Source organism: Sodalis sp. RH16, from assembly GCF_047324245.1.
GTDB lineage: Bacteria > Pseudomonadota > Gammaproteobacteria > Enterobacterales > Enterobacteriaceae > Acerihabitans > Acerihabitans ligni.
This window is the reverse complement of record NZ_CP178737.1, coordinates 3,471,564-3,496,555: the sequence shown is the minus strand read 5'-3', so window position 1 is coordinate 3,496,555 and position 24,992 is coordinate 3,471,564. Positions and strand designations below refer to the sequence as shown.

The following is a 24,992-nucleotide window of genomic DNA, read 5'->3' as shown; positions in this document are numbered from 1 at the left end:
AATCTTCAGGTGTTTTTGATTAACGTCCATCCGGCATCCTGCTTGATGGGGTTGTTTTACACGCCCCGTTGCCGGTCCTTGCAACAGGGTATTTGATTCATGCACAGCTATGCTAACGCCAGGATCCGTCGGGAATGGCTTAACGCCTGGGCTATCACTTCTTCGATAGTCATACTGGTGGAATCCAGTACCAGCGCGTCAGGCGCCGGTATCAGCGGCGCCACCGGACGATTCCTGTCGCGGCTGTCCCGTTCTTTTATCTCGGATAAAAGGCGTTCAAAGTTAACACTAAAGCCCTTTTCCTGCAACTGCCGCATGCGTCGGTGCGCTCTTTCTTCCGGCGACGCGTCAAGAAAAATCTTCACCGGCGCGTCGGCGAACACCACCGTGCCCATATCCCGGCCGTCGGCGATAAGCCCCGGCGCTTCGCGAAAAGCGCGCTGGCGGCGCAGCAATGCCTCGCGGACCCGCGGAAAAGCGGCGATTTTCGAGGCGGTATTGCCAACGGTTTCAGTACGGATTTCCTGGCCGACATCTTCCCCTTCCAGCACGATTTCCAACTGCCCGTCCAGTACCTTGAAATGCACATCAAGGTGCGCGGCCAGAGGAACAAGGGTGTCTTCGGCACTGATATCCACTTGATGGTGTAATGCCGCCAACGCCAAAACCCGGTAAATGGCACCGGAATCGAGCAAATGCCACTGCAATGCTTCCGCCAATGCTTTACACAACGTACCTTTCCCTGCACCGCTCGGTCCGTCGATGGTGATCACCGGGACGACTGCTGCCATTGTTGTTTTCTCCTCTCAGCGGGAAACTTCATTTCCATAATAACGAAACGTCTTGTGGGACATTATACGCATCATTATGGAATATAGGTTACCCTTGCACGCGGCTAATCCAATAAGGAAATATCTTCCGCCCGTTGGCTCGATTGTAGTCTGCCCGCGCCGTTTCCGCGCGGACCGGCGGCAAGGAATATCCTTAAGCGGCCAAGCCGGCCACAGGATTGGCTCCGCGGGCAATCCGACAATTTCCCTACCCGCTTCCATTATGTTCCACGACTAACGGCCCAATGCGTCAGGGAGAGCCACGGGACAAAAAAGACCGTCATCCCTCCGCCGGACCGGCGTCTACTTCAGCGTGCTTATGGCCGCCAGCTGCTGAAAATAATCCGGAAAAGTCTTATGGGTGCATTTGGGATCGAGTATGGTGACCGGCGTATCGGATAAGGCTACCAATGAAAAACACATTGCCATCCGGTGATCGTTGTAGGTGCCGATTTCGGCGAACTTCAGCGTCTTGGGCGGGGTTATCTCGATGAAATCCTCCCCTTCCACTACCTCTGCGCCCACTTTGCGCAGTTCGGCGGCCATTGCCGACAGCCGGTCGGTCTCTTTCACCCGCCAATTATAAATATTGCGCAGCCGGGTGGTGCCGCCGGCAAACAGCGCGGTGGTGGCGATGGTCATGGCGGCGTCGGGAATATGATTCATGTCCATATCCACCGCATGCAGCTCGCCGCGGGTACACTCGATAAAATCATAGCCCCAGCGGATAACCGCGCCCATGCGCTCCAGCACATCGGCAAAGCGGATATCGCCCTGCACGCTGTTTTTACCGATGCCGGTCACCCGGACGGTGCCGCCGCGAATAGCCGCCGCCGCCAGAAAATAGGACGCCGAAGAGGCATCCCCTTCCACCAGATAATGCCCCGGTGAGCGATAGCATTCATTGCCTTTGAGGTAAAAAACCCGGTAATTTTCATGGCGAACCCGGATGCCGAAAGTTTCCATGAGGGTCAGGGTGATGTCTATATAGGGCCGGGAGACCAGTTCCCCTTTAATGCGGATTACCGTATCTTCCGCCGCCAGCGGCGCCGCCATCAGCAGGGCGGTGAGAAACTGGCTGGAAACAGTGCCGTCCACCTCGATCTCGCCGCCGCGGAAACCGCCCCGCAGGCGCAGCGGCGGGTAATTTTCCTGTTCCAGGTATTCCACCTCGGCGCCGCCCTGGCGCAGAGCATCCACCAAATGCCCGATGGGGCGCTCTTTCATGCGCGGTTCGCCGGTGAGCAGGATGTCATGCCGGCCCAGGCATAACATGGCCGCCAGCGGCCGCATGGCGGTGCCGGCGTTACCCAGGAACAGCTCCAGGGGCGCGGCGGCGGTCAGGGCATGCCCCTGCCCGTCAACCTCGCACTGACGACGGTCGGCGCTCAGGCGGTAGGTGACGCCCAACGCCGCCAGGGCCGCCAGCATATGACGCACATCGTCGCTGTCTAACAGGTTGGTCAGCCGGGTGGTGCCGCGGGCCAGTGCCGCCAACAGCAAAGCACGGTTCGATACGCTTTTCGAACCGGGCAGGTTAACGATGCCGTTGATGTGCGCCACCGGTTGTAGGGTCAGGGATTCCTGCATGTGAAACACGTTCTCCAACAATTAAAAAATCAGCGACCCCGGCGGTAAGGTCGGGGTCGCAGGTTATTTCATTCTATTCGTACAGCGGAGGCCGCGAAAGATCAGCCGTGCCGCCGGGCGAATTCGGTCATAAACGCCACCAGGGCCTCAACGCCCGCCAGCGGCATGGCATTATAGAGCGACGCGCGCATTCCGCCCACCACGCGGTGACCTTTCAGGGCATGCAAACCGGCGGCAACGGATTCCTCCAGGAACAGCTTGTCCAACGCCGCATCCGCCAGCAGGAAGGGAACGTTCATGCGTGAACGGTTGGCCGGCGCCACATCGTTACGGTAAAATTCGCTGCGGTCGATAAACCGGTACAGCAGATCGGCTTTCGCCTGGTTGCGCTGATCCATTGCCGCCAGGCCGCCCTGCGCTTTGAGCCATTTAAATACCAGGCCGGAAAGATACCAGGCAAAGGTGGGCGGGGTATTGAACATGGAGTCGTTTTCCGCCAGCACCTGGTAATTCAGGACCGAAGGGGTTTCGCGCCGGGCCTTGCCCAGCAGATCTTCGCGCACGATAACCAGCGTCAGCCCGGCCGGACCGATGTTTTTCTGCGCTCCGGCATAAATCACGCCGAACCGGCTGACATCCAGCGGGCGGGAAAGAATGGTGGAAGAATAGTCCGCCACCACCACCTTGTCGCCGAAATCGGGTAATTCGTCGATGGCCAGCCCGTCGATGGTTTCATTGGGGCAGTAATGCACATACGCGCTGTCTGCGGAGAGCGCCCACTCGCCCATGGGCTTGACGGCACGCATGCCGTCAAGACGGGTCTTCACGTCAATGACCCGGGGATCGCAATACTTGCGGGCTTCGGCCACGGCGCTGTGGGCCCAATAGCCGCCGTCGATGTAATCGGCGCCGGCGCCTTCCCCCAGCAGATTCAACGGCACCGCGGCGAATTGCGCGCGGGCGCCGCCGTGGCTGAACAGCACTTTATAATTATCGGGGATACTCAACAGTTCGCGCAAATCCTGTTCGGATTCCTTCGCCACCTCGATAAATTCCTTGCTGCGGTGGCTGATTTCCATGACCGACGTACCCAGTCCATGCCAGTCGCATAATTCCTGCTGCGCGCGCTGCAATACTTCCGCCGGAATCATTGCCGGGCCGGCGCTAAAATTAAAGACCTGATTCATTTCCCCTCACCACATTGACCGAAAACCGTTTGAACATCCGATGCCATCGTTTTTATCACTCGCATTCGGACGTCGCAACGTTTATTGACTCTCTTGCGCATTTTAGCCATCGACGCATTCGCGGCCGGAATATCAACCATACCATTCATGAGGCTGTTACGTCCGGCGGCGGTCTTTACAGAGAATACGTGGAGCCTGAAGGCAAAACACCGTATTATGCCGGTTTAGCGACGATAATAAAGTGAGCCTTATGACCCAGACATTTATCCCCGGTAAAGACGCCGCCCTCGAAGACTCCATCCAGCGATTTTATCAACAATTGTCGGCGCTGGGTTTTAATATTGAAGAGGCCTCCTGGCTCAACCCGGTTCCCCATGTCTGGTCAGTGCATATCCGCGATCGCGACTGCCCCCTGTGTTTCACCAACGGCAAAGGCGCCAGCAAAAAGGCCGCGCTGGCCTCTGCTCTGGGGGAGTATTTCGAGCGGCTTTCCACCAATTATTTCTTTGCCGATTTTTATCTCGGCCACAGCATCGCCCAGGGCGATTTTGTGCACTATCCCAACGAAAAGTGGTTTCCCCTGACGGCGGATGATACGTTGCCGCACGGCATCCTGGACGATCGACTGCGGAATTTTTACGATCCCGACGGGACGCTGCGGGCCGGCGCGCTGGTGGATTTGCAATCCGGCAATAAAGAGCGCGGCATCTGCGCCCTGCCGTTTACCCGGCAATCGGACCACGCGGTTATCTATATCCCGATGAATATCATCGGCAATCTCTATGTCTCCAATGGCATGTCGGCGGGCAATACCGCCAATGAAGCGCGGGTACAGGCGCTGTCCGAAGTGTTTGAACGCCATATCAAAAACCGCATCATCGCCGAATCCATCAGTCTGCCGCTCATACCCCAAAGGGTACTGGACCGCTATCCCGGCGTTTTGGCGGCCATTAGCCGGCTGGAAGAGGAAGGCTTTCCCATTTTCGCCTATGACGCATCCCTTGGCGGCGAATACCCGGTTATCTGCGTCGTGCTGTTCAATCCCGCCAACGGCACCTGTTTTGCTTCTTTCGGCGCGCATCCGGATTTCGGCGTGGCGCTGGAGCGCACCGTGACCGAGCTGTTGCAGGGCCGCAGCCTGAAAGATCTGGATGTCTTTACCCCGCCTACCTTTGACGACGAGGAAGTGGCGGAGCAAACCAACCTGGAAACGCATTTTATTGACTCCAGCGGGCTTATCTCCTGGGATCTGTTTAAAGAGGATGCCGATTATCCCTTTGTGGATTGGAATTTCAGCGGCACCACCGGCGCGGAATTCGCCGCCATGCTGGAGATTTTCCGGCGAAAGGAGGCAGAGGTCTATATCGCGGACTACGAGCATTTGGGCGTTTATGCCTGCCGTATACTGGTGCCGGGCATGTCCGATATCTATCCGGCGGAGGATTTATTGTTCGCCAATAACACCATGGCCGCCCATCTGCGCGACGAGCTGTTAAGCCTGCCGGAAAGCCAGTGGCCCCCGGAGCGGTATCTGGCATTTATCGAGCGGCTTGATGATGAAGGGCTGGACGATTTCACCCGGGTGCGTGAGCTGCTGGGCCTGGCCACCGGCCGGGACAACGGTTGGTTCACCCTGCGGGTGGGAGAGTTGAAAGCCATGCTGGCGCTCGCGGGAGGCGACCTCGAACAGGCGTTGATCTGGACCGAATGGACCCTGGATTTCAATAGTTCGGTTTTTTCGCCGCAGCGGGAAAATTATTATCGCTGTTTGCAAACCCTCCTTCTGCTCGCCCAGGAGTCCGGCCGGGATCCGGCGCAGTACCGCACCGCGTTCGAACGCATGTACGGTGCCGCCACGCTTGCCAGCGCTAACGCCGCACTGCGGGGCAAGCAGTGCTTTGCCGGCCTGTTTACCATCGACGGCGATCTGCACGCACTGCCGGCCCATCGCGCCCTACTGGCCGCCTATGAAAAATTGCAGTTGGCAAAACGCCGCTACTGGCGGTAGGATCCCGGAGCCGGAAAGATAAGCGCTACGCTCTTTTCCCCCCGCCGTTACGGTCCGGCGGGGGGAAGATAAAATAAATTTATCCGTCGTCACGGCGAGCGGGTGCAATAACCCTACATAAATCATGTCTTTATTTAGCGCCGATGACATTGAGCATTATCGCCGGGCGTTTGGCGAAATATAATGCTCGCCAAGGTTCCAATAAATAGTTTATTGTTATCGTGAAGTGAAATTTGGTTGTTTTTATTGCTCTGATGAAACATTGCGGCTATATGCGATGCTATTTCATAACGTTCATAAAAGTGCAAAAAATGCCGTTTTCAAATCTTTGTGTAATTATTAAACTTTATTTTTAACTTAAAAATCAATAACTTATAATTAATTTACCCCATTTCCCCTACCCGAAAGGCCGTTAAGTTCGGCCCATTATGATCCAAGTCAATTTTTGCACTATACTGCTTTGTTAGAATTACAACGTTTAATTATTCACCGAGAGAGTTAGTGTGAAAGCTGACAACCCATTTGATTTACTCTTGCCTGCCGCCATGGCAAAAGTCGCTGAAGAAGCCGGCGTTTATAAAGCAACCAAACAACCGGCAAAAACGTTTTTCCTGGCGATAACCGCAGGCGTGTTCATCTCCATCGCTTTCGCTTTTTATATCACCGCCACCACGGGTACCACCGCAATGCCTTACGGCATCGCCAAACTGGTGGGCGGGGTATGTTTCTCCTTAGGCCTGATGCTGGTGGTGGTTTGCGGCGCGGACCTGTTCACTTCCACAGTGCTGATTATGGTCGCCAAGGCCAGCGGACGCATCACCTGGGGGCAGTTGGCGCGTAATTGGATCAACGTTTACATCGGGAACTTTATCGGCGCGTTGTTCTTCGTGGCGCTTATCTGGTTTTCCGGGGAGCATATGGTCGCCAACGGCGGCTGGGGCCTGAACGTTTTGCAGACTGCCGACCATAAAGTGCATCACACTTTTATCGAGGCGGTGTGTCTTGGGATTCTGGCGAATTTGCTGGTCTGTCTGGCGGTATGGATGAGTTATTCCGGCCGCAGCCTGATGGATAAAATGTTTGCCATGATATTCCCTGTCGCGATGTTTGTTTCCAGCGGTTTTGAACACAGCATCGCCAATATGTTTATGATCCCAATGGGTATTGTGATTAAGAATTTTGCTGGTCCGGAGTTCTGGCAAGCCATTAAAATGGCGCCCGACCAGTTTTCACATCTTACCGTAAGTAACTTTATTATCGACAACCTGATTCCGGTAACGATTGGCAACATCATCGGCGGGGGGTTACTGGTAGGGTTAACGTATTGGGTAATTTATCTGCGCGGTGGAAATAACCATTAATTTGGTCCGCCGTGAAGCCGGGTTTTAAGAAATCCACATTAGAAGGTAGGTATAAAATGACCGATCTGAACACAAAACTAGCCACTGCTTGGGAAGGTTTCAGCAAAGGCGACTGGCAGAATGAAGTCAATGTTCGTGACTTTATCCAAAAAAACTATACTCCTTATGAAGGCAACGAAGCCTTCCTGGCCGGTGCGACTCCCGCCACTACCGCCCTTTGGGCGAAGGTAATGGAAGGCATCAAAACCGAAAACCGCACCCATGCGCCGGTGGATTTCGATACCGATGTTGCGGCTACCATTACGTCCCATGACGCCGGCTATATCAATAAAAGCCAGGAAAAAATCGTCGGCCTGCAAACTGATGCACCGTTGAAACGCGCTATTATCCCGTTCGGCGGCATCAAGATGGTTGAAAGCTCCTGCAAAGCCTACGATCGCGAGCTGGACCCGCAGCTGAAAAAAATCTTCACCGAATACCGTAAAACCCATAACCAGGGCGTATTCGATGTCTATACTCCCGACATTCTGAAATGCCGTAAGACCGGTGCGTTGACCGGCCTGCCCGACGCCTACGGCCGTGGCCGCATCATTGGCGATTACCGTCGCATCGCGCTGTACGGTATCGACTACCTGATGAAAGACAAATTCGCCCAGTTCACCTCTTTGCAAAGCAAACTGGAAAACGGCGAAGACCTGGAAGCCACCATCCGTCTGCGTGAAGAAATCGCCGACCAGCATCGCGCTTTGGGTCAAATCAAAGAAATGGCCGCCAAATACGGCTGCGATATTTCCGGCCCGGCCACCACCGCTCAAGAAGCTGTTCAATGGACCTACTTCGGCTACCTGGCCGCGGTTAAATCCCAGAACGGCGCTGCAATGTCCTTCGGCCGTACTTCCACGTTCCTGGATATCTTCATCGAACGCGATTTGAAAGCCGGCAAAATCACTGAAGAACAGGCTCAGGAACTGATTGACCATCTGGTCATGAAACTGCGTATGGTCCGTTTCCTGCGTACTCCTGAATATGACGAACTGTTCTCCGGCGACCCGATTTGGGCCACTGAATCACTGGGCGGCATGGGCGTTGACGGCCGTACCCTGGTTACCAAAAACAGCTTCCGCTTCCTGAACACCCTGTACACCATGGGGCCGGCTCCGGAACCGAACATGACCATTCTGTGGTCGGAAAAATTGCCGATCAGCTGGAAGAAATTTACCGCCAAGGTTTCCATCGATACCTCTTCCGTACAGTATGAAAACGACGACCTGATGCGTCCCGATTTCAACAATGACGATTACGCCATTGCCTGTTGCGTAAGCCCGATGGTTGTCGGCAAACAAATGCAGTTCTTCGGCGCCCGCGCCAACCTGGCTAAAATGGTCCTGTACGCAATCAACGGCGGCATGGACGAAAAAGCCAAAATCCAGGTCGGTCCGAAAACCGCGCCGATTGCCGACGCAGTCCTGGATTACGATACCGTGCTAAACAGCATGGATCACTTCATGGATTGGCTGGCCAAGCAGTATGTCACCGCGCTGAACATCATTCACTATATGCATGATAAATACAGCTACGAAGCATCGCTGATGGCCCTGCATGACCGTGATGTCTATCGCACCATGGCTTGCGGCATCGCCGGTCTGTCCGTCGCCGCCGACTCCCTGTCCGCCATCAAGTACGCCAAGGTCAAACCGGTACGTGATGCTGAAGGCATGGCCGTTGACTTCGACATCGAAGGCGAATACCCGCAGTTCGGTAACAACGACTCCCGCGTCGATGACATCGCTTGCGACCTGGTTGAACGTTTCATGAAGAAAATTCAGAAGCTGCCGACCTACCGTGGCGCTGTACCGACTCAGTCCATTCTTACCATTACCTCTAACGTGGTTTACGGTAAGAAGACCGGTAACACTCCTGACGGACGTCGTTCAGGCGCGCCGTTCGGACCGGGTGCCAACCCGATGCACGGTCGTGACCAGAAAGGCGCTGTCGCTTCTCTGACCTCCGTTGCCAAACTGCCGTTTGCCTACGCGAAAGACGGTATTTCTTATACCTTCTCCATCGTGCCTAAAGCACTGGGCAAGGATGACGACGTACGTAAAGCCAACCTGGCAGGTTTGATGGACGGTTACTTCCATCATGAAGCCGGCGTGGAAGGCGGTCAGCATCTGAACGTCAACGTGATGAACCGTGAAATGCTGCTGGCGGCCATGGAACATCCGGAAGACTACCCGAACCTGACCATCCGTGTGTCCGGTTATGCGGTACGCTTCAATTCATTGACCAAAGAACAGCAGAAGGACGTTATCACCCGTACCTTCACGGCGTCGATGTAATTTCCCTCACCGTCTGAAAAGGCGTAAAATAAAGGCTCCACGAAAGTGGGGCCTTTTTATCACCTGCACCGGGTGATTGTCAGCACGTTCAGGTGAATATGCTTTGGCTGAAAGCGCTACTTTAAGCAGATAAGCAGCAGATAAACAGAGTCGTTCAGCCAAAACACACTTCCTGCAAAGATGGAGAAAACCCCGCAATGTCAGTACTTGGTCGCATCCATTCGTTTGAATCCTGCGGTACCGTCGATGGTCCGGGCATTCGTTTTATCATTTTCTTCCAGGGCTGCCTGCTCCGTTGCCTCTATTGCCACAATCGCGACACCTGGGATTTGCACGCCGGACGCGAAATATCCGTTGAGGAGATCATGAAAGAGGTGGTCACCTACCGGCACTTTATGAATGCTTCCGGCGGCGGCGTCACCGCGTCCGGCGGCGAGGCGATTTTGCAGGCTGAATTCGTGCGCGACTGGTTTCGCGCCTGCCATGCCGAAGGCATCAATACCTGCCTTGACACCAACGGCTACGTGCGGCGTTACGATGAGGTCATTGACGAACTGCTGGACGTGACCGACCTGGTGATGCTCGATATCAAGGAAATGAACGACGATATCCATCAAAACCTGGTGGGCGTTTCCAACCACCGCGTGCTGGATTTTGCCCGCTATCTGCAAAAGATCAACAAACGCACCTGGCTGCGGTATGTGGTGGTGCCCGGCTGGTCCGATGATGATAAATCGGTGCATATGCTGGGTGAATTCACCAAGGATATGGCCAATATCGAAAAAATCGAATTGTTGCCCTATCATGAACTGGGTAAACACAAATGGATAGCCATGGGTGAAGAATATAAGCTCGAAGGAGTGAATCCTCCCACCACGGAAACCATGGAGCATGTAAAAGCTATTTTGGCCGGGTACGGCCATAAAGTGATGTATTAACTGCTGCCCCGCCGCTGCTCGTGATATACCCTGAATAATTCGGGTTGCAGGAAAGCCAATCTACCTGCAACTTGAAGTATGACGGGTATAATAACGTATTTTCAGACCGTATCTTCCTCCGCCCTGCCGGGACAGTTTTCGGCAGGACGGGTGTTCTGCCTGGTTGTCCGTCCCTTCCCCGCTTGCCTATTGTCAATAAAGCGCCTGTACATTACATGTTTACTTACCAAACTGGCCTATTTTTTCCAGAGAAGTTTCCAGTGATGACGTATTATGATGGCTTTGGCAATTGAAATGATCGCTAACATATGAAAGCAGCAGAAATTAAAACCGCGCACTGGCGGGAAGTGTGGCAGTTGATAAAGCCCTTTTGGCGTTCCGAGGAAAAGTGGCGTGCCTGGGGAATGCTGGCGGTGATTGTTATCCTCTCTTTAACCACGGTGTATATCAGCGTTCTTTTTAACCAATGGAACCGGGTATTTTACGATGCGCTGCAGAATAAAAATTTCCCGGTGTTCAAAAGTCAGCTTATCTATTTTACCTGGCTGGCGCTGATATTTATCGTCATATCCATCTATAAAATCTACCTGACCCAGGGCCTGCAAATGTATTGGCGGCGCTGGATGACCCGGCAATATATGGATAAGTGGTTACAGCACCACGTCTATTACCATACCGAACAGCAACAGACCGTTGATAACCCCGACCAGCGTATTGCTGAAGATTTGAATGCCCTTACCAGCGGCACGCTGTCGCTGGCGCTGGGTTTGCTTTCAAGCGTCGTGACATTTGTCTCTTTTATTTCCATTCTCTGGTCGGTAAGCGGTCCCATCTCCGTTACCCTGAGCGGCCATCTTTTCACGGTGCCCGGTTATATGGTGTGGTTTGCCATTTTATATGCCGGACTGGGATCGCTGCTGATATGGAAGGTCGGCCGGCCGCTGGTACGTTTGGGTTTTGAGCAGGAAAGATTTGAGGCGAATTTTCGTTTCGGACTGATCCGTATCCGTGAAAACAATGACGCCATCGCCCTTTACCAGGGCGAGCCGCGGGAAGCTAAACAGTTGGACGGCAGGTTTGAAGCCATTCGCGCCAACTGGTGGTCCATTATGCGCGTCAGCCGGCGGCTGAACGTGGCCAGTAATTTTTACGGCCAGTTTGCCATTATCTTCCCGATTCTGGTGGCGGCGCCGCGTTATTTCTCCGGCGCCATCCAGCTCGGTACTCTGATGCAAATTTCCTCGGCGTTTGGCGAGATTCAAGGGGCGTTGTCCTGGTTTATCGACGCCTTTAACCAGTTGGCCAGCTGGAAGGCCTGCATTAACCGGCTGGCGGGGTTCAACGCTGCGGTGGAACGCCACAGCAGCCAGAACACCGACATAGTGCGTCAGCCAACCGCGGGGGCGGCGTTGGCATTGACGGATTTGACGCTCACCATTCCCACCGGGCGGGCGCTGTTCCACGGGGCGACGCAGTCCATTGCGCCGGGTGAGAAGGTGTTGATAGTGGGTCCGTCCGGCTGCGGTAAGTCTACGCTGCTGCGCGCCATTGCCGGTATATGGCCTTATGGTTCAGGGGGTATTGGTTTGCACAGCGGTATGAAAGTGCTGTTTTTGCCCCAGCGCAGCTATATTCCCATCGGCAGTTTGCTGGGGGCGCTGTGTTATCCGGAAGCGCCGGATCATTTCAGCCGGGAGCAGATGCTGTCGATGCTGGATGAATGCCAGCTGGCCCATTTGCGGCCTATGCTGGATAAAGAATTGAACTGGAGCCATTGGTTGTCTCCCGGCGAGCAGCAAAGGCTGGCATTTGCCAGGGCGCTGTTGATCAAGCCGGATATTCTGTTTCTGGATGAGGCCACCAGCGCGCTGGACGATGAGAATGAGCAGCTGATGTACCGGCTGCTGACGGAAACCTTGCCGGACGTGACGCTGGTTAGCGTGGCCCATCGTAACAGTGTCGCCCGCTATCATACGCGCTGCTTGCGTTTTGAACGTCAGAACGCGGAGGATTGCGCGGTCCTTAATCGCAGTGAATTGCCGGCGGCATAGCGCCAGCGCCTAATCGGGCGGGCGGTAAAACTACGCCCGCTTCGACCACAAGGCGCGCTTTAACACGCTTGGTTTAAGCTTCAGTGATTGCGGGCCTGCACGCCAAGGCCGTTTGTCACTTTATCAGGCGGTGGTGACCGGCGTATGGTGCCTATCCGCTTTGCGCAGCAGCATCACCAGATAAATCAGGGCTACCCCGGAGATGATAACAAACAGCCACTGATCCGAATAGCGCTGCATCAGTATGGCGGTCATGCTCGGGCCCGCCAGGCTGCCGATGGTGTAGCTGAGCAGCAGGGCTTGGTTCATTGCCACCAGTTCATGGGTGGGCACCTTTTCACAGGCCCATGACATGGCCACAGGATAAAGGGTGAATCCCGAGCAGCCCAGCAGGAACAGCGCGGGAACCATGGCGGCGTCGCTCAGCATAGACAGGCTGCCGATAATGACCATAAATACCTGTACCCGCAATACCATCAAGCGCCCGAAACGGTCCGCCAGGCGACCTACCGGCCATTGTCCGACGATACCGGCGCTCACCAGCAGCGCCATCCAGTATCCCACCTTGCCGTCGCTCAGTCCCTGGTGTGACAGATAGAGCGGCATCAGGCCGTAAAGCGACCCGAGCACCACGCCCGAGATGATGCAGCCGTTGATGCCCAGGCGGGCATTGCGGCGCAGCAGCATCGGCCAGACCGGGGCACGGGGGGACTCGGTGCCCTGTCCGTCTATGCGGTTGAACAGCAGCGGCAGCACCGCCACGATCATCAGGGCGGTTACCCAGGGCAATACCGACATCAAGGCGGTGGATACGCCGCTCAGAAGCAGTTGGCCGATGACCGTGCCCATGTAATAGACCATCATATAAGCGGCCAGCAGTTGTCCGCGGGTGCGTATCGTACCCCGGCGCATCAGGGCGCTTTCCACCACCACCCAAACCAGCGCACAGGCGACGCCGGCCACAAACCGGCAGAGCAGCCAGCTGCCGAAATCGATGGTTAAGCCCAGCCCGAGGGTGGCAACGGCAAAGAGTACGCAGGAGAAGTGATAGCTGCGGTTAAAGCCGACCCGTTTAATCAGCGTGCCGGCCAATAGGGTTCCCACCAGATTACCGGTGAAATAGGACGACCCCACCAGCCCGATTTGCCAGGTAGGCAGCGACTCATGGGACAGCCATAGGGGCACCAGCGTATTGAGCACGGCGATGGAAACGGTCAACGACAACAGCCCGGTAAGCAACATCACCACCGGGCGGGAATAGACGGACATAGGATGGAAACCGGACTCAAAATGCAGAAATTGTGCGCATCATGCCACTACGGTATTAAAAGTCAATGCGGCTAAATTCGCGTCAGCATTTTTTGCAATAGCCGTTTTATTCCGGCAACCGCGCGCCATGTCGCAAAGGGACAAATAGCGGCAAGGATGGCGCTTGCGGCACCGCGGGATATCGGGGGACAAAGAGAGCGACGGCGGTCGAAACAGGTAGGGGATAGGCTGTAAGAGCTTAATCACGGCCATCGTTCACGATGGCCGTTAGCCTGCATCAACCGATATGGGTCAATCCTTTCATATAGGGCACCAGCACCGCCGGTATTTCGATCCGGCCGTCCGCCAGCTGGTAGTTTTCCATGACCGCCACCAGCGTACGTCCTACCGCCAGGCCGGAGCCGTTGAGGGTGTGTACCAAACGCGGTTTTTTATCCTCTTTGCTGCGATAGCGGGCCTGCATGCGGCGGGCCTGGAAATCGCCGATATTGGAACAGGAGGAAATTTCCCGGTAGGTATTCTGCGCCGGCAGCCACACTTCCAGGTCGTAGGTTTTGCAGGATGCGAAGCCCATATCGCCGGTACAAAGCAATATTTTACGGTACGGCAGGTTCAGCAACTGCAGGACCTTCTCCGCATGGGCGGTGAGTTCTTCCAGCGCCTGCATGGAGTTTTCGGGTTTCACCACCTGCACCATTTCAACCTTGTCGAACTGGTGCATGCGGATGAGACCGCGGGTGTCGCGACCGTAGGAACCCGCCTCGGAGCGAAAACACGGGGTGTGGGCGGTCATCTTGAGCGGCAGAACGTCTTCGTCGAGAATTTCGTCCCGCACCAGATTGGTCAGGGGAACTTCCGCCGTGGGAATCAACGCATAGGCGCTGGTCTCGGCTTCTTCACTGAGGGGCTGAGTATGGAACAAATCTTCGGCGAACTTCGGCAGTTGGCTGGTACCGTACAGTGAAGCATGGTTCACCAGATAGGGCACGTAGGTTTCAAGATAGCCATGCTGCTCGGTGTGCAGGTCCAGCATGAACTGCGACAACGCCCGGTGCAGATGGGCAATCTGCCCTTTCATGACCACAAAACGCGTGCCGGTCAGTTTCACCGCGGCGGCAAAATCAAGCCCGTCGGACATTTCACCCAAAGCCACGTGATCGCGCACCGGAAAATCATACTGCCTGGGTTCGCCCCAGCGGCTGATTTCCTGATTATCGTTTTCGTCTTTGCCGAAGGGCACCACGTCATCGGGAATGTTGGGTATGGACAACGCCATGTCGCGGATACTATTTTGCAATATATCCAGTTCGGCCTTGGCGGCGTCCAGGCGCTCACCCAGAAGATTCACCTCCTGACGCAAAGGCTCGATATCTTCTCCACGGGCTTTCGCCGCGCCGATCGATTTGGATCGGGAATTGCGTTCGGCCTGCAGCGTTTCGGTTTCTACCTGCAACACCTTACGGCGTTCTTCATATTTACGCAGAGTATCGACATCCAGCTTGAAACTTCTGCGAGCCAGTTTCTCGGCAACCGCGTCCAGCTCATTACGCAGTAGATTAGGATCGAGCATGCTAGTCCTGTGCTTGTTGTTGTTAAATTGACAGCCGTCAAAGTGAGAGTTGTCAAATTTATATCAGATTGATGTTTAAGACTTCCCGCGGCCTTTTCGGGCTGTCGCGGCAACCCATTTATTCCCGCTCACCTTACCGCAACAGGCTGTTTATCGGTAGCGTTTTGTTGGGCTATTTTGATCCTGTGCGTCAAGCCAGGCAAGCTTTTCAGCAATCTTCGCCTCCAGTCCGCGGGTGCTGGGATGGTAGTAGCGCGTGGCGGCCATTTCCGGCGGGAAATAGTTCTCACCGGCGGCGTAGGCGTTAGGTTCGTCATGGGCGTAGCGATACTCCGCCCCCAGTCCCATCTCTTTCATCAGCTTGGTGGGGGCGTTGCGCAAATGCGCCGGCACGTCGAAATCGGTGTTTTCCCGAGCATCCTGCATGGCGGCCTTGAAGGCGGTGTATACCGCATTGCTCTTCGGCGCGCAGGCCAGGTAAACGATGGCCTGGGCAATGGCGCGCTCGCCCTCCGCCGGGCCGACCCTGGTGAAGCAATCCCAGGCGGCAAGAGCCACCTGCATGCCGCGGGGATCGGCGTTGCCCACATCTTCGGAAGCGATGGCCAGCAGGCGGCGCGCCACGTAAAGCGGATCGCCGCCGGCGGTGATAATGCGCGCGTACCAGTAAAGCGCCGCATCGGGAGCCGAACCGCGTACGGACTTGTGCAGCGCGGAGATCAGATCGTAATAGCGATCGCCTTTGTTATCAAAGCGGGCGCTTCGTTCGCCGGAAACCTCCTTGAGCAGCGCCGGAGTTAAAATCCGGTTGCCCAGGGCATCGGGTTCGGCCATATCGACCATCATTTCCAGGCTGTTCAATGCCCGCCGGGCATCGCCGTTCACCCACTCCGCCAGCATGTGCCTGGTTTCGTCCGGCAAAACGATATTCTGGCCGCCGTAGCCCCGCTCGGGATCCGTCATGGCCTGGGACAGTACCGTCTCGATATCTTCGGCGGTAAGTGCCTTGAGCAGATAGACCTTGGCCCGTGATAACAGCGCGGAGTTCAATTCAAACGAGGGGTTTTCGGTGGTGGCGCCGATAAAAGTGATGGTGCCTTCTTCCACATGGGGCAGGAAGGCATCCTGCTGGCTTTTATTGAAACGATGCACTTCGTCCACGAAGAGGATGGTGCGGCGTCCGGCGTCCCGGTTGAGGCGCGCGCGCTCGATGGCCTCGCGGATTTCCTTGATGCCGGAAGTGACCGCAGAGACACGCTCTACGTCCGCGTTACCGTAGCGGCCGATGAGTTCCGCCAGCGTGGTTTTACCGGTGCCCGGCGGTCCCCACAGGATCATGGAGTGCAATTGTCCGTTCTTGATAGCTCTCGGCAACGGCTTGCCGGGCGCCAGCAGGTGCTGCTGACCGACATACTCTTCCAGGGTGGCGGGACGCATGCGCGCGGCCAGCGGCTGGAACTCGTTGCGGGAAAAATCAAGGGACAGATTGCTCATGCTCACCTCATTGACGCTGATCGTCCACCGTCACGCCTTTGGGCGGTGTGAAGCGGAATTTAGCGGCGTCTATCTGGCCGTTTATCTGGCTTTTCAGTTGATAGGCGCTGCGCTGCCCGTCCTGCTCGACGGCGGTGAAACCGTTAATGGTGCCGCCGGTATTTACATTGATAGTAAACTGCTTCAAATTTCCGGCAGCGGATTTGGGCGTCAGCTCAAACACATCGCCCCGCTGTTTGACGTTGTATTGACGCCAGTCATCCGGGCTGTTGCGGGTTATCAGCATAAACGGGGTATTCCCGGTGCTGTTTTTCAGCCAGGTGGCGGTGACCTGTTCGACAAACGGATTATAGAACCATAAGGTTTTGCCGTCGGAAATCAGTACGCTTTCATCCGGCGAGGTCATATGCCAGTTGAACAAATTAGGCCGCTTGACCCACAGTTCGCCTTCCCCTTGCTGTACCGAACCGCCTTCGGCGCTGGTGACGGTTTGGGTAAAGCTGGCATGGAAGCTGTTGACCTGGTTCAGGCGGCTTTGCAATGTCTGGGCATCGTCGGCCAACGCCGGCAGCGAAACCATGGCGCTCAACAGACAGGCGGCAAACAACCGTATTTTCATTATAGATATCCCTTGAAAAAAGAAAGGCGTGGCAAGGGCTTTCTCGGCCCCTCCCGCCTGTTACGACTCACTCTATCGGAGAAACGATGATAAGGTATAGGATAATACTCTGAAATCGTCACCGTTTTACGCATCTTTGCACAGGGGCCGCAGACAGCAGTTACCGTTATTCCCCTGACTGCTGCGCCAGGACCTCGCGGTTGCCGTTATGCCCCGGCGAACTGACGATACCCTGCAGCTCCATTTGCTCGATAATCCGGGCGGCGCGGTTGTAGCCGATGCGGAACTGGCGCTGCACGCCGGAAATCGAAGCCCGGCGTTTATCCACGACAAATTGCACCGCCTGATCGAACAGCGGATCCAGCTCTTCATCGCCGTCCAGGCCGCCGGCGCCGGCCTCACCCTCTTCGCCTGCGCTGGTAATGCTGTCGATATACTGCGGACGGCCGCGCGCTTTCCAGTCGCTGACCACCGCGTGCACTTCCTGGTCGCGCACGAACGCGCCATGGACGCGGACCGGTATGGATGAATTGGGGGCCATATAAAGCATATCCCCCATGCCCAGCAGGGACTCCGCGCCGGACTGGTCGAGAATGGTGCGCGAATCTATCTTACTCGACACGGTGAATGCGATGCGGGTGGGGATATTGGCTTTTATCAAGCCGGTAATAACGTCCACCGAGGGGCGCTGGGTAGCCAATACCAAATGGATACCGGCGGCCCGGGCCTTTTGCGCCAGGCGGGCAATCAGCTCTTCCACTTTTTTGCCCACCGCCATCATCAGGTCGGCGAACTCATCCACCAGCACCACGATATAGGGCAGTTTTTCCAGCATGGGCGGCGACATCGCCATGCCGTCGCCGGGCTTCCAGAACGGATCCGGCACCGGCCGGCCCATAGCCGCCGCCTGCTCGATACGCTCGTTGTACCCGGCCAGGTTACGCACCCCCAGCGCCGACATCAGCTTGTAGCGGCGCTCCATTTCACCAACGCACCATCTCAGCGCGTTGGCGGCGTCCTTCATGTCGGTGACCACTTCCGTCAGCAGGTGCGGAATACCTTCATACACCGACAGTTCCAGCATTTTCGGGTCGATCATGATAAAGCGCACTTCTTCCGGCGTCGCTTTAAACAGCATGCTGAGGATCATGGCGTTGACCCCCACCGATTTACCCGAGCCGGTGGTGCCCGCCACCAGCAAATGCGGCATTTTCGCCAAATCGGCAATCACCGGCTGGCCGGCAATGTCCTTGCCCAGCACGATGGCCAGCGGGGACACCGTTTCGCGGAACTTGTCACAGTCCAGCACTTCACGCAGATACACCGTCTGGCGACGCTTATTCGGCAGTTCGAGACCGACGTAAGGCTTGCCGGGAATCACTTCCACCACGCGCACCGCCACCGCGGACAGCGAGCGCGCCAGATCCCGCGACAAATTGGATATCCGCGCCGCTTTTACCCCCGGCGCCAGATCCAGCTCAAAACGGGTAATCACCGGCCCGGGGGAAATGCCCACCACGTCGGCCTTCACCCGATAATCAGCCAGCCTGGCTTCCACCAGCCGCGCGGTCTGCTCCAGGGCGAACATATCCACCGGTTCATCCTCCAGCGGCGGCGAGGTCAGCAAATCCAGCGTCGGCAGCGGCGTGGTGGGTTTTTGCACCGGCTGTTCATTACGCATCAGGAACGGGTGGATCAGGCTATCCATTGCCGGAGGGGCAGTTGCGGCTAAGAGCGTGCCCGCTGCCGGCGGGGTAACCGCCGTGCCGGTATGCCCGTGTCCCGCCGGCGCTATCTCGTCGTCATCAGCCGCATAGGGGGCCGGGAGGTTATCGTCTTCGTCGGGGTTTGCCGCCGCGTGTTGATCCGCATAACGGGGCGGCAGGGTGAACAGCGGCGCTGCCTGAGCATCGTCCGTTGAATCCGCCACGGGTGAAAAATTGAAGTCCCCATGACGCTGTAGATCGATATCCGCCTTGGGCGATAACGGCGAGGCCGCCACCGGCCGGTCCGGCGATTGTGCGTCGTTTTCCTCGGCGTAGCGCTGATCCTGCTGGCGTTTGAATTCGGCGGCCAGACGCTGCTGTTCCCATTCCGCCTCTTCGTCCGCCTCGGAGCCGTCACTGCCGTAGCGCTGGGCCTGCTGCGCCATGAACGCCTGGTGCAGTTCCACCTGCTGGTGGGCCTGTTCATCGTCGGATAGCGCCGGATGGGATTTGGCCGCGTCGCTTTGCGCCAGGCCATGGGTGTGGTCCGCGGCCCGCTGCGACGGTAATTTGATGCCGTATGACGCCAGTTCGCGCCGCGTCGGGATCCGCACCGGGTTCGGGCGCGGCAGCTCGGGGCCGATGCCTTGCTTGACCTGCGGGTTGCCATCGCTGATGGCGCTGAAGGCGGGCATAAAGGTCAGCGAGGCGGCGCTGTGATCCACCGGCACGGCGCCCTCGCCAGGCAATTGTCCGCTGCTTTGCTGCCCCACGCTGAAATCATAGGGGGTATGGGCGCTATCCTGGCTGGCGGCCAGCCAGTTGCCCATCCGGGGACCGTCGTCGTCATCGGCGAAGTCACTTTGCGCTGCGGGAGGAACGGACTGGCCGCCCGGAAGCTCAAAGCGGTATTGCGGTACGGCCTCTTGCGCCGCCGTCACGGGGGCTGCGGTTGACGGCGCGGCGGGAGCAATAGCCTCCGGTGTCTGAAGCGCGGCGCTCGTCCGGTCGCCCGGCGCAATAGCGGCCTGCCCCGCCAGCGGTGCGGCGGCGAAAGAGACATCAGGGGCCGCAAGCGCGGCGTTCGCCGGCCCGGCTTGCGCACCGGCCGCCGGCGCAGCGATATCCGCACCGGCGGCCGGCATGACCGTCGCCGCCGCGCTGCCGGCATCCGTCACGGCGCGCGGGGAGAACAGCGGATCGCTGCCGTCCTCACCCTCCGCAGGCCGGTTGCTCGATGCCGTAGCGGGATTATCCCCCGCCTCATCCTCATCCTCGTCCTCATAGTCCTCATCGTAATACTCTTCCTCGCGGCGGGAACGATTAGACATAAAAGTCAGGCTGCCCAGCAGCACGCCGCCGATTTTTTCAGCGATCGTCAGCCAGGACCAGCCGGTGAACAAGGTCAACCCCGCGGCCCAGACGCATAGCAGCGTCAGCGTGGCGCCGATACCGTTGAACCAGGGTGACATGGCGTTGTCCAGCAGGCTGCCAATCACCCCGCCGGAAGCGAAATAATAGAGATCGTCCACATTGAGCGCGGCCAGGCCGCAGGAGGTCAGTATCAGCGCCAGGGTGCCGATAAGGCGCAGCGCCAAGGCAAAATAATCCACATAGTCCTGCACCTCCCGCTGACGGAAAGAGTTCCAGCAGAAGATCAGCATAATCGGCGGCAGCGCGTATGCCAGCACGCCGAAGGTGAAAAACAGCGTATCGGCAAACCACGCCCCAACGCCGCCCCCCAGATTATGGATAGGCCCATGCCAGGCCGTTTGCGACCAACTGGGATCGGACGGATCGAAGCTGACCAGGGAAATCATCAAATAGAGGGCAAAAATAGCCATGACTATGAGGACGGCCTCGAGTAACCTGCGGCCGCTGCTCATTTTTTTTAACGTAACGTCTTTATCTTCTGTATATTCCTGGCTCAAGAAAGGCTCTCCAGGTTTCTCAACCGGTATAACAACAGCGCCGACGTGCTGGCCGGCGCCGAGACTGTATGAATCCACAGGAGTGTAACCTTAAAAGCAGTCTTTTGCACCTGTGGTGTTTCTTAACGCGTTTTGATGACCAATCTGTTGCTTTGTTTCACTTCTTCCATCACCACATAGGTCCGGGTATCGTTAACCCCCGGCAACCGCAGCAATGTTTCACCCAGCAGCTTGCGATACGCCGACATATCCGGCACCCGCGTTTTCAGCAGGTAGTCAAAATCCCCTGACACCAGATGGCATTCCTGAATTTCTTCCAGCTTTTGTACAGCGGTATTGAATTGCTCAAACACATCGGGCGCGCCCCGATTAAGGGTTATCTCAACGAAAACCAGTAAAGACGCATCCAGATAATGCGGATTAAGCAAAGCGGTATAACCCTGAATGAAACCCTGACGCTCGAGACGACGCACCCGTTCCAGACAAGGGGTCGGTGATAGTCCTACCCGTTTCGAAAGTTCGACGTTCGAGATCCGTCCATCCTTTTGCAGTTCGTTAAGGATGTTGCGGTCGATACGATCGAGATCTTTTCCCGGGCGTTTTTTATTGTCTACCATTATTATTGTCTCTCTTCATTCCTTCCCTGCACTTGCCATACCCCTGCCGACTTCAATGTTTCAGGGTTTGCTTTAAAGACCTGCTGTTTGTTTTATTCTAAGGTCTGCCATTTCCACTGCCGCGCACGCTGTCTGTCCAAACCGCGACAGCGGCAGAAGAGAATTCTGCCTGGAAGAAATTTACCGGCTGAACATGCGGCCTATCGGCGGCTCCGCCGACCATCCGAATGGCGATTAACCGAATCGACACCAACCGAATAATTTCTTCTTACCTGATGTTTTCGCAAAAGCACAGCGGATTGTCAAAGTAAAACAACAAAAATCAGAACAACATGCCGATAAAATCGGGTGTAGGGCCCTTGGCAGGGGGTAAAAAAGCTTTATTTACCCGATCATGCCCTGATGGAGCATTAAAACGCCGTAGAGATAGGACATAACAATGATAATAATCGCTAATGGCTTTTTGCATTCTTTTCTTAATCTGGTAATTTTCTTACAATCGGATAGCTAAATCAGTGCGGCTAAAATGAGGAAACCATGTCAACGGTGAAACACAGTAAATTACTTATCCTGGGATCGGGCCCGGCGGGTTATACCGCTGCGGTTTATGCCGCGCGGGCCAACCTCAACCCAGTTCTTATCACCGGTATGGAGCAAGGCGGCCAATTGACCACCACCACCGAGGTGGAAAACTGGCCGGGGGATCCGGAAGGCCTGACCGGTCCCTTGCTGATGGAACGCATGTACGCCCACGCAGCCAAATTCAACACCGAAATCATCTTCGACCATATCAGCCAGGTGGAACTTAAAGAGCGGCCGTTTCGCCTGACGGGCGATAACGGCGTTTATACCTGCGACGCGTTGATTATCGCCACCGGCGCCTCCGCGCGCTATCTGGGCCTGCCCTCTGAAGAGGCGTTCAAGGGCAAAGGCGTGTCGGCCTGCGCCACCTGCGACGGCTTTTTCTATCGCAACCAGAAAGTGGCGGTGGTGGGCGGCGGGAATACCGCGGTGGAGGAGGCGCTGTATCTGTCGAATATTGCCGCCGAAGTGCACCTGATTCATCGCCGCGATACGTTCCGTTCTGAAAAAATCCTCATCGACCGGCTGATGGAGAAAGTTAAAAACGGCAATATCGTTCTGCATCCCGACCGGACGCTGGAGGAAGTGTTGGGAGACGAGAGCGGCGTGACCGGCGTGCGCCTCAAGCACGTTGTTCGCGGCGATAGCGACGCCCTTGAGGTGGCGGGGGTATTCATCGCCATCGGCCATAGCCCCAATACCGCGATTTTCGGTGACCAGCTGGCGCTGGAGAATGGCTATATCCGCGTGCAGTCGGGTATTCACGGCAACGCAACCCAGACCAGCATCCCGGGCGTGTTCGCCGCCGGCGATGTGATGGATCATATCTACCGCCAGGCCATCACCTCCGCCGGCACCGGCTGTATGGCGGCCCTGGACGCCGAGCGCTACCTGGACGGTCTGGCGGCGGTCAACGATCGTTAACGGCAACCTCCCGCCAACGCCAACGCCAACGCTGCGGCGGGAGAGCATGCGGGTCTATCCATCTCTAAATTGCCGCTTCTTATTTTCTCCTTACCGCCAACCGGGTAATATGTCGTCTCGCCGGGGCAGCCTAAAGCCGCCCCGGCCTTTCGCATCCCTACGCGGGATTTTTGCCTTAAATGCATACCACAGCGGCTGAAATCGTTTTCCAATGAATAAAACCCGACAATACGTGCTGGTCCGTTGGCTCAAATCGCAAAGTGCGCTGGTGAAGCGCTGGCTCCGCCTCTCGCTGCTGCTGGGCCTGTTCAGTGGGGTGGTTATCGTCGCCCAGGCCTGGGTGCTGGCCCGTCTGCTGCAGGCGCTGATCGTGGACCATCAGCCGCGCGCCGGGCTGCTCAACGAATTTTTCGCCCTGGCCGCCCTGTTTGTCCTGCGGGCGGTCATCGGTCTGCTGCGGGAGCGCGCCGGTTTTATCGCCGGCCGCATCCTGCGGCGGGAAATACGCCGCCAGGTGCTCGATCGCCTGGAGCTGCTGGGGCCGGCCTGGATACAGGGTAAACCCGCCGGAAGCTGGAGCAGCCTGCTGCTGGAGCAGATCGAGGATATGCAGGATTACTACGCCCGCTACCTGCCGCAGATGTACCTGGCCGGGCTGGTGCCGTTGCTGATTTTGGCGGTTTTATTCCCCATCAACTGGACGGCGGCGCTGATCCTGTTTTGCACCGCGCCGTTGATCCCGCTGTTTATGGCCCTGGTGGGTATGGGCGCCGCCGACGCCAACCGGCGCAACTTTTTGGCGCTGACCCGGCTGAGCGGCTATTTCCTTGATCGCCTGCGGGGGCTGGATACGCTGAGGCTGTTCAACCGGGCGCAGGCGGAAACGGCTCATATCAGCCGCGCCAGCGACGATTTTCGCCTGCGCACCATGGAAGTACTGCGCCTGGCGTTCCTCTCCTCCGGCGTGCTGGAGTTTTTCGCCTCCATCTCCATCGCGGTGGTGGCGGTTTATTTCGGTTTCTCCTACCTGGGGGAACTGCACTTCGGCAGCTACGGCGCCGGCGTTACGCTGTTTGCCGGTTTCCTGGTGCTGATCCTGGCGCCGGAATTTTTTCAGCCGCTGCGGGATCTGGGGACGTTTTATCATGCCAAGGCGCAGGCGGTGGGCGCGGCGGAATCCCTGGTCACTTTTTTGCAGTCCGACACCCGCGCACAGGGGGGCGGTGAACTGGAGCCGGACTTTGGTTCCCTGACCTTGTCCGCGCAGCAACTGGTTATCCTGGCGCCGGACGGCAGCCGGCTGGCCGGTCCGCTGGATTTCACCCTCGAGGCCGGCCGGCGGGTGGCCATTGTCGGGGAGAGCGGCGCCGGTAAAAGCTCGCTATTGAACGTCTTGTTGGGGTTCCTGCCCTATGAGGGCTCATTGCGCCTGAACGGCCATGAGCTACGGGACGTATCGCCCCAGCACTGGCGCAGGCAAATCGGCTGGGTAAGCCAAAGTCCTTTTTTGCCTGCCGACAGCGTGCGGGACAATATCCTGCTCGGCAAGCCCGACGCGAGCGGCGAGGAGCTGGAACGGGCGGTGGATGCTGCCTATGTGCGGGAATTCCTGCCGCTGCTGCCTCGGGGAATTCATAGCGCGGTGGGGGAAAACGCCGCGCAGCTGTCAGTGGGACAAGCGCAGCGGGTCGCCCTGGCGCGGGCCATGTTGCGCGCGCCGGCGCTGCTGTTGCTGGACGAGCCCACCGCCAGCCTGGATGCCCATAGCGAAGCATTGGTGATGCAGGCGTTGGACAGCGCAACCCGCCGGCAGACCACGGTTATGGTAACCCATCAGTTGGCGGATATCCGCGAGTTCGATGCCATCTGGGTGATGGGCAACGGCCAAATCCTTCAGCAGGGGCGCTACAGCGGGTTGGCGGCCCAACCCGGTCCGTTTGCCAGCCTGCTGGCCCATCGCCTCGGAGGATGCTGAT

The 24,992-nt window shown here is 57.0% G+C and carries 16 protein-coding genes; 7 read left to right on the top strand and 9 right to left on the bottom strand.

Annotation, left to right across the window (positions count from 1 at the left end; genetic code table 11):
* Positions 1–107 precede the first annotated feature (107 nt).
* The 3 genes from cmk to serC form a co-directional block, all read right to left on the bottom strand.
* Positions 108–791, bottom strand: a complete 684-nt coding sequence (gene cmk / locus ACL2XJ_RS16080; RefSeq protein ID WP_132922648.1) for a (d)CMP kinase — start codon at positions 789–791, stop codon at positions 108–110.
* Positions 792–1,133: 342 nt separating this feature from the next.
* Positions 1,134–2,420, bottom strand: coding sequence for a 3-phosphoshikimate 1-carboxyvinyltransferase (gene aroA, locus ACL2XJ_RS16075; RefSeq protein ID WP_413723791.1), 1,287 nt, complete (start codon positions 2,418–2,420; stop codon positions 1,134–1,136).
* 101 nt (positions 2,421–2,521) lie between these two features.
* On the bottom strand, positions 2,522–3,607 hold the full coding sequence (gene serC, locus ACL2XJ_RS16070) for a 3-phosphoserine/phosphohydroxythreonine transaminase (RefSeq protein WP_413723790.1): 1,086 nt from the start codon (positions 3,605–3,607) through the stop codon (positions 2,522–2,524).
* A gap of 250 nt (positions 3,608–3,857) precedes the next feature.
* Here serC and ycaO point away from each other — a divergent pair, with 250 nt between their 5' ends.
* From ycaO to ACL2XJ_RS16045, 5 genes are all read left to right on the top strand, one after another.
* On the top strand, positions 3,858–5,615 hold the full coding sequence (gene ycaO, locus ACL2XJ_RS16065; RefSeq protein ID WP_413723789.1) for a 30S ribosomal protein S12 methylthiotransferase accessory factor YcaO: 1,758 nt from the start codon (positions 3,858–3,860) through the stop codon (positions 5,613–5,615).
* Between the two features lie 503 nt (positions 5,616–6,118).
* On the top strand, positions 6,119–6,976 hold the full coding sequence (focA, locus tag ACL2XJ_RS16060) for a formate transporter FocA (protein WP_413723788.1): 858 nt from the start codon (positions 6,119–6,121) through the stop codon (positions 6,974–6,976).
* A gap of 56 nt (positions 6,977–7,032) precedes the next feature.
* Positions 7,033–9,315: a formate C-acetyltransferase gene (gene pflB / locus ACL2XJ_RS16055; protein ID WP_413723787.1), complete on the top strand. Its 2,283-nt coding sequence runs from the start codon at positions 7,033–7,035 to the stop codon at positions 9,313–9,315.
* A 197-nt stretch (positions 9,316–9,512) separates the two neighbouring features.
* The gene (gene pflA, locus ACL2XJ_RS16050) at positions 9,513–10,253 is read left to right on the top strand and encodes a pyruvate formate lyase 1-activating protein (RefSeq protein WP_132922654.1); all 741 of its coding nucleotides are present in this window, start codon (positions 9,513–9,515) and stop codon (positions 10,251–10,253) included.
* A 308-nt stretch (positions 10,254–10,561) separates the two neighbouring features.
* Positions 10,562–12,304 carry an ABC transporter ATP-binding protein/permease gene (locus ACL2XJ_RS16045; RefSeq protein ID WP_413723786.1) on the top strand — a complete coding sequence of 581 codons (1,743 nt, stop codon included), beginning with the start codon at positions 10,562–10,564 and terminating at the stop codon, positions 12,302–12,304.
* A gap of 123 nt (positions 12,305–12,427) precedes the next feature.
* Here the strand turns inward: ACL2XJ_RS16045 and ACL2XJ_RS16040 are convergent, their stop codons facing one another.
* From ACL2XJ_RS16040 to lrp, 6 genes are all read right to left on the bottom strand, one after another.
* Complete coding sequence (locus ACL2XJ_RS16040; protein WP_413723785.1) at positions 12,428–13,573, bottom strand: MFS transporter; 1,146 nt, start codon at positions 13,571–13,573, stop codon at positions 12,428–12,430.
* A 277-nt stretch (positions 13,574–13,850) separates the two neighbouring features.
* Positions 13,851–15,143: a serine--tRNA ligase gene (gene serS, locus ACL2XJ_RS16035; RefSeq protein ID WP_132922657.1), complete on the bottom strand. Its 1,293-nt coding sequence runs from the start codon at positions 15,141–15,143 to the stop codon at positions 13,851–13,853.
* A 150-nt stretch (positions 15,144–15,293) separates the two neighbouring features.
* Positions 15,294–16,637, bottom strand: coding sequence for a replication-associated recombination protein A (locus ACL2XJ_RS16030; RefSeq protein WP_132922658.1), 1,344 nt, complete (start codon positions 16,635–16,637; stop codon positions 15,294–15,296).
* A 7-nt stretch (positions 16,638–16,644) separates the two neighbouring features.
* On the bottom strand, positions 16,645–17,256 hold the full coding sequence (lolA, locus tag ACL2XJ_RS16025; RefSeq protein WP_413723784.1) for an outer membrane lipoprotein chaperone LolA: 612 nt from the start codon (positions 17,254–17,256) through the stop codon (positions 16,645–16,647).
* Between the two features lie 166 nt (positions 17,257–17,422).
* Entirely contained in the window at positions 17,423–20,893 is a 3,471-nt protein-coding gene (locus ACL2XJ_RS16020) for a DNA translocase FtsK 4TM domain-containing protein (RefSeq protein ID WP_413723783.1), read from the bottom strand.
* 122 nt (positions 20,894–21,015) lie between these two features.
* A complete protein-coding gene (gene lrp / locus ACL2XJ_RS16015) occupies positions 21,016–21,510 on the bottom strand; it encodes a leucine-responsive transcriptional regulator Lrp (protein WP_005287608.1) in 495 nt (164 codons plus the stop codon).
* Positions 21,511–22,047: 537 nt separating this feature from the next.
* Here lrp and trxB point away from each other — a divergent pair.
* Both trxB and cydD read left to right on the top strand, forming a co-directional pair.
* A complete protein-coding gene (gene trxB, locus ACL2XJ_RS16010; protein WP_203522219.1) occupies positions 22,048–23,016 on the top strand; it encodes a thioredoxin-disulfide reductase in 969 nt (322 codons plus the stop codon).
* A gap of 211 nt (positions 23,017–23,227) precedes the next feature.
* Positions 23,228–24,991 (top strand): heme ABC transporter permease/ATP-binding protein CydD, encoded by a 1,764-nt coding sequence (cydD, locus tag ACL2XJ_RS16005; RefSeq protein WP_413723782.1) that lies wholly within the window; start codon positions 23,228–23,230, stop codon positions 24,989–24,991.
* Position 24,992 lies beyond the last annotated feature (1 nt).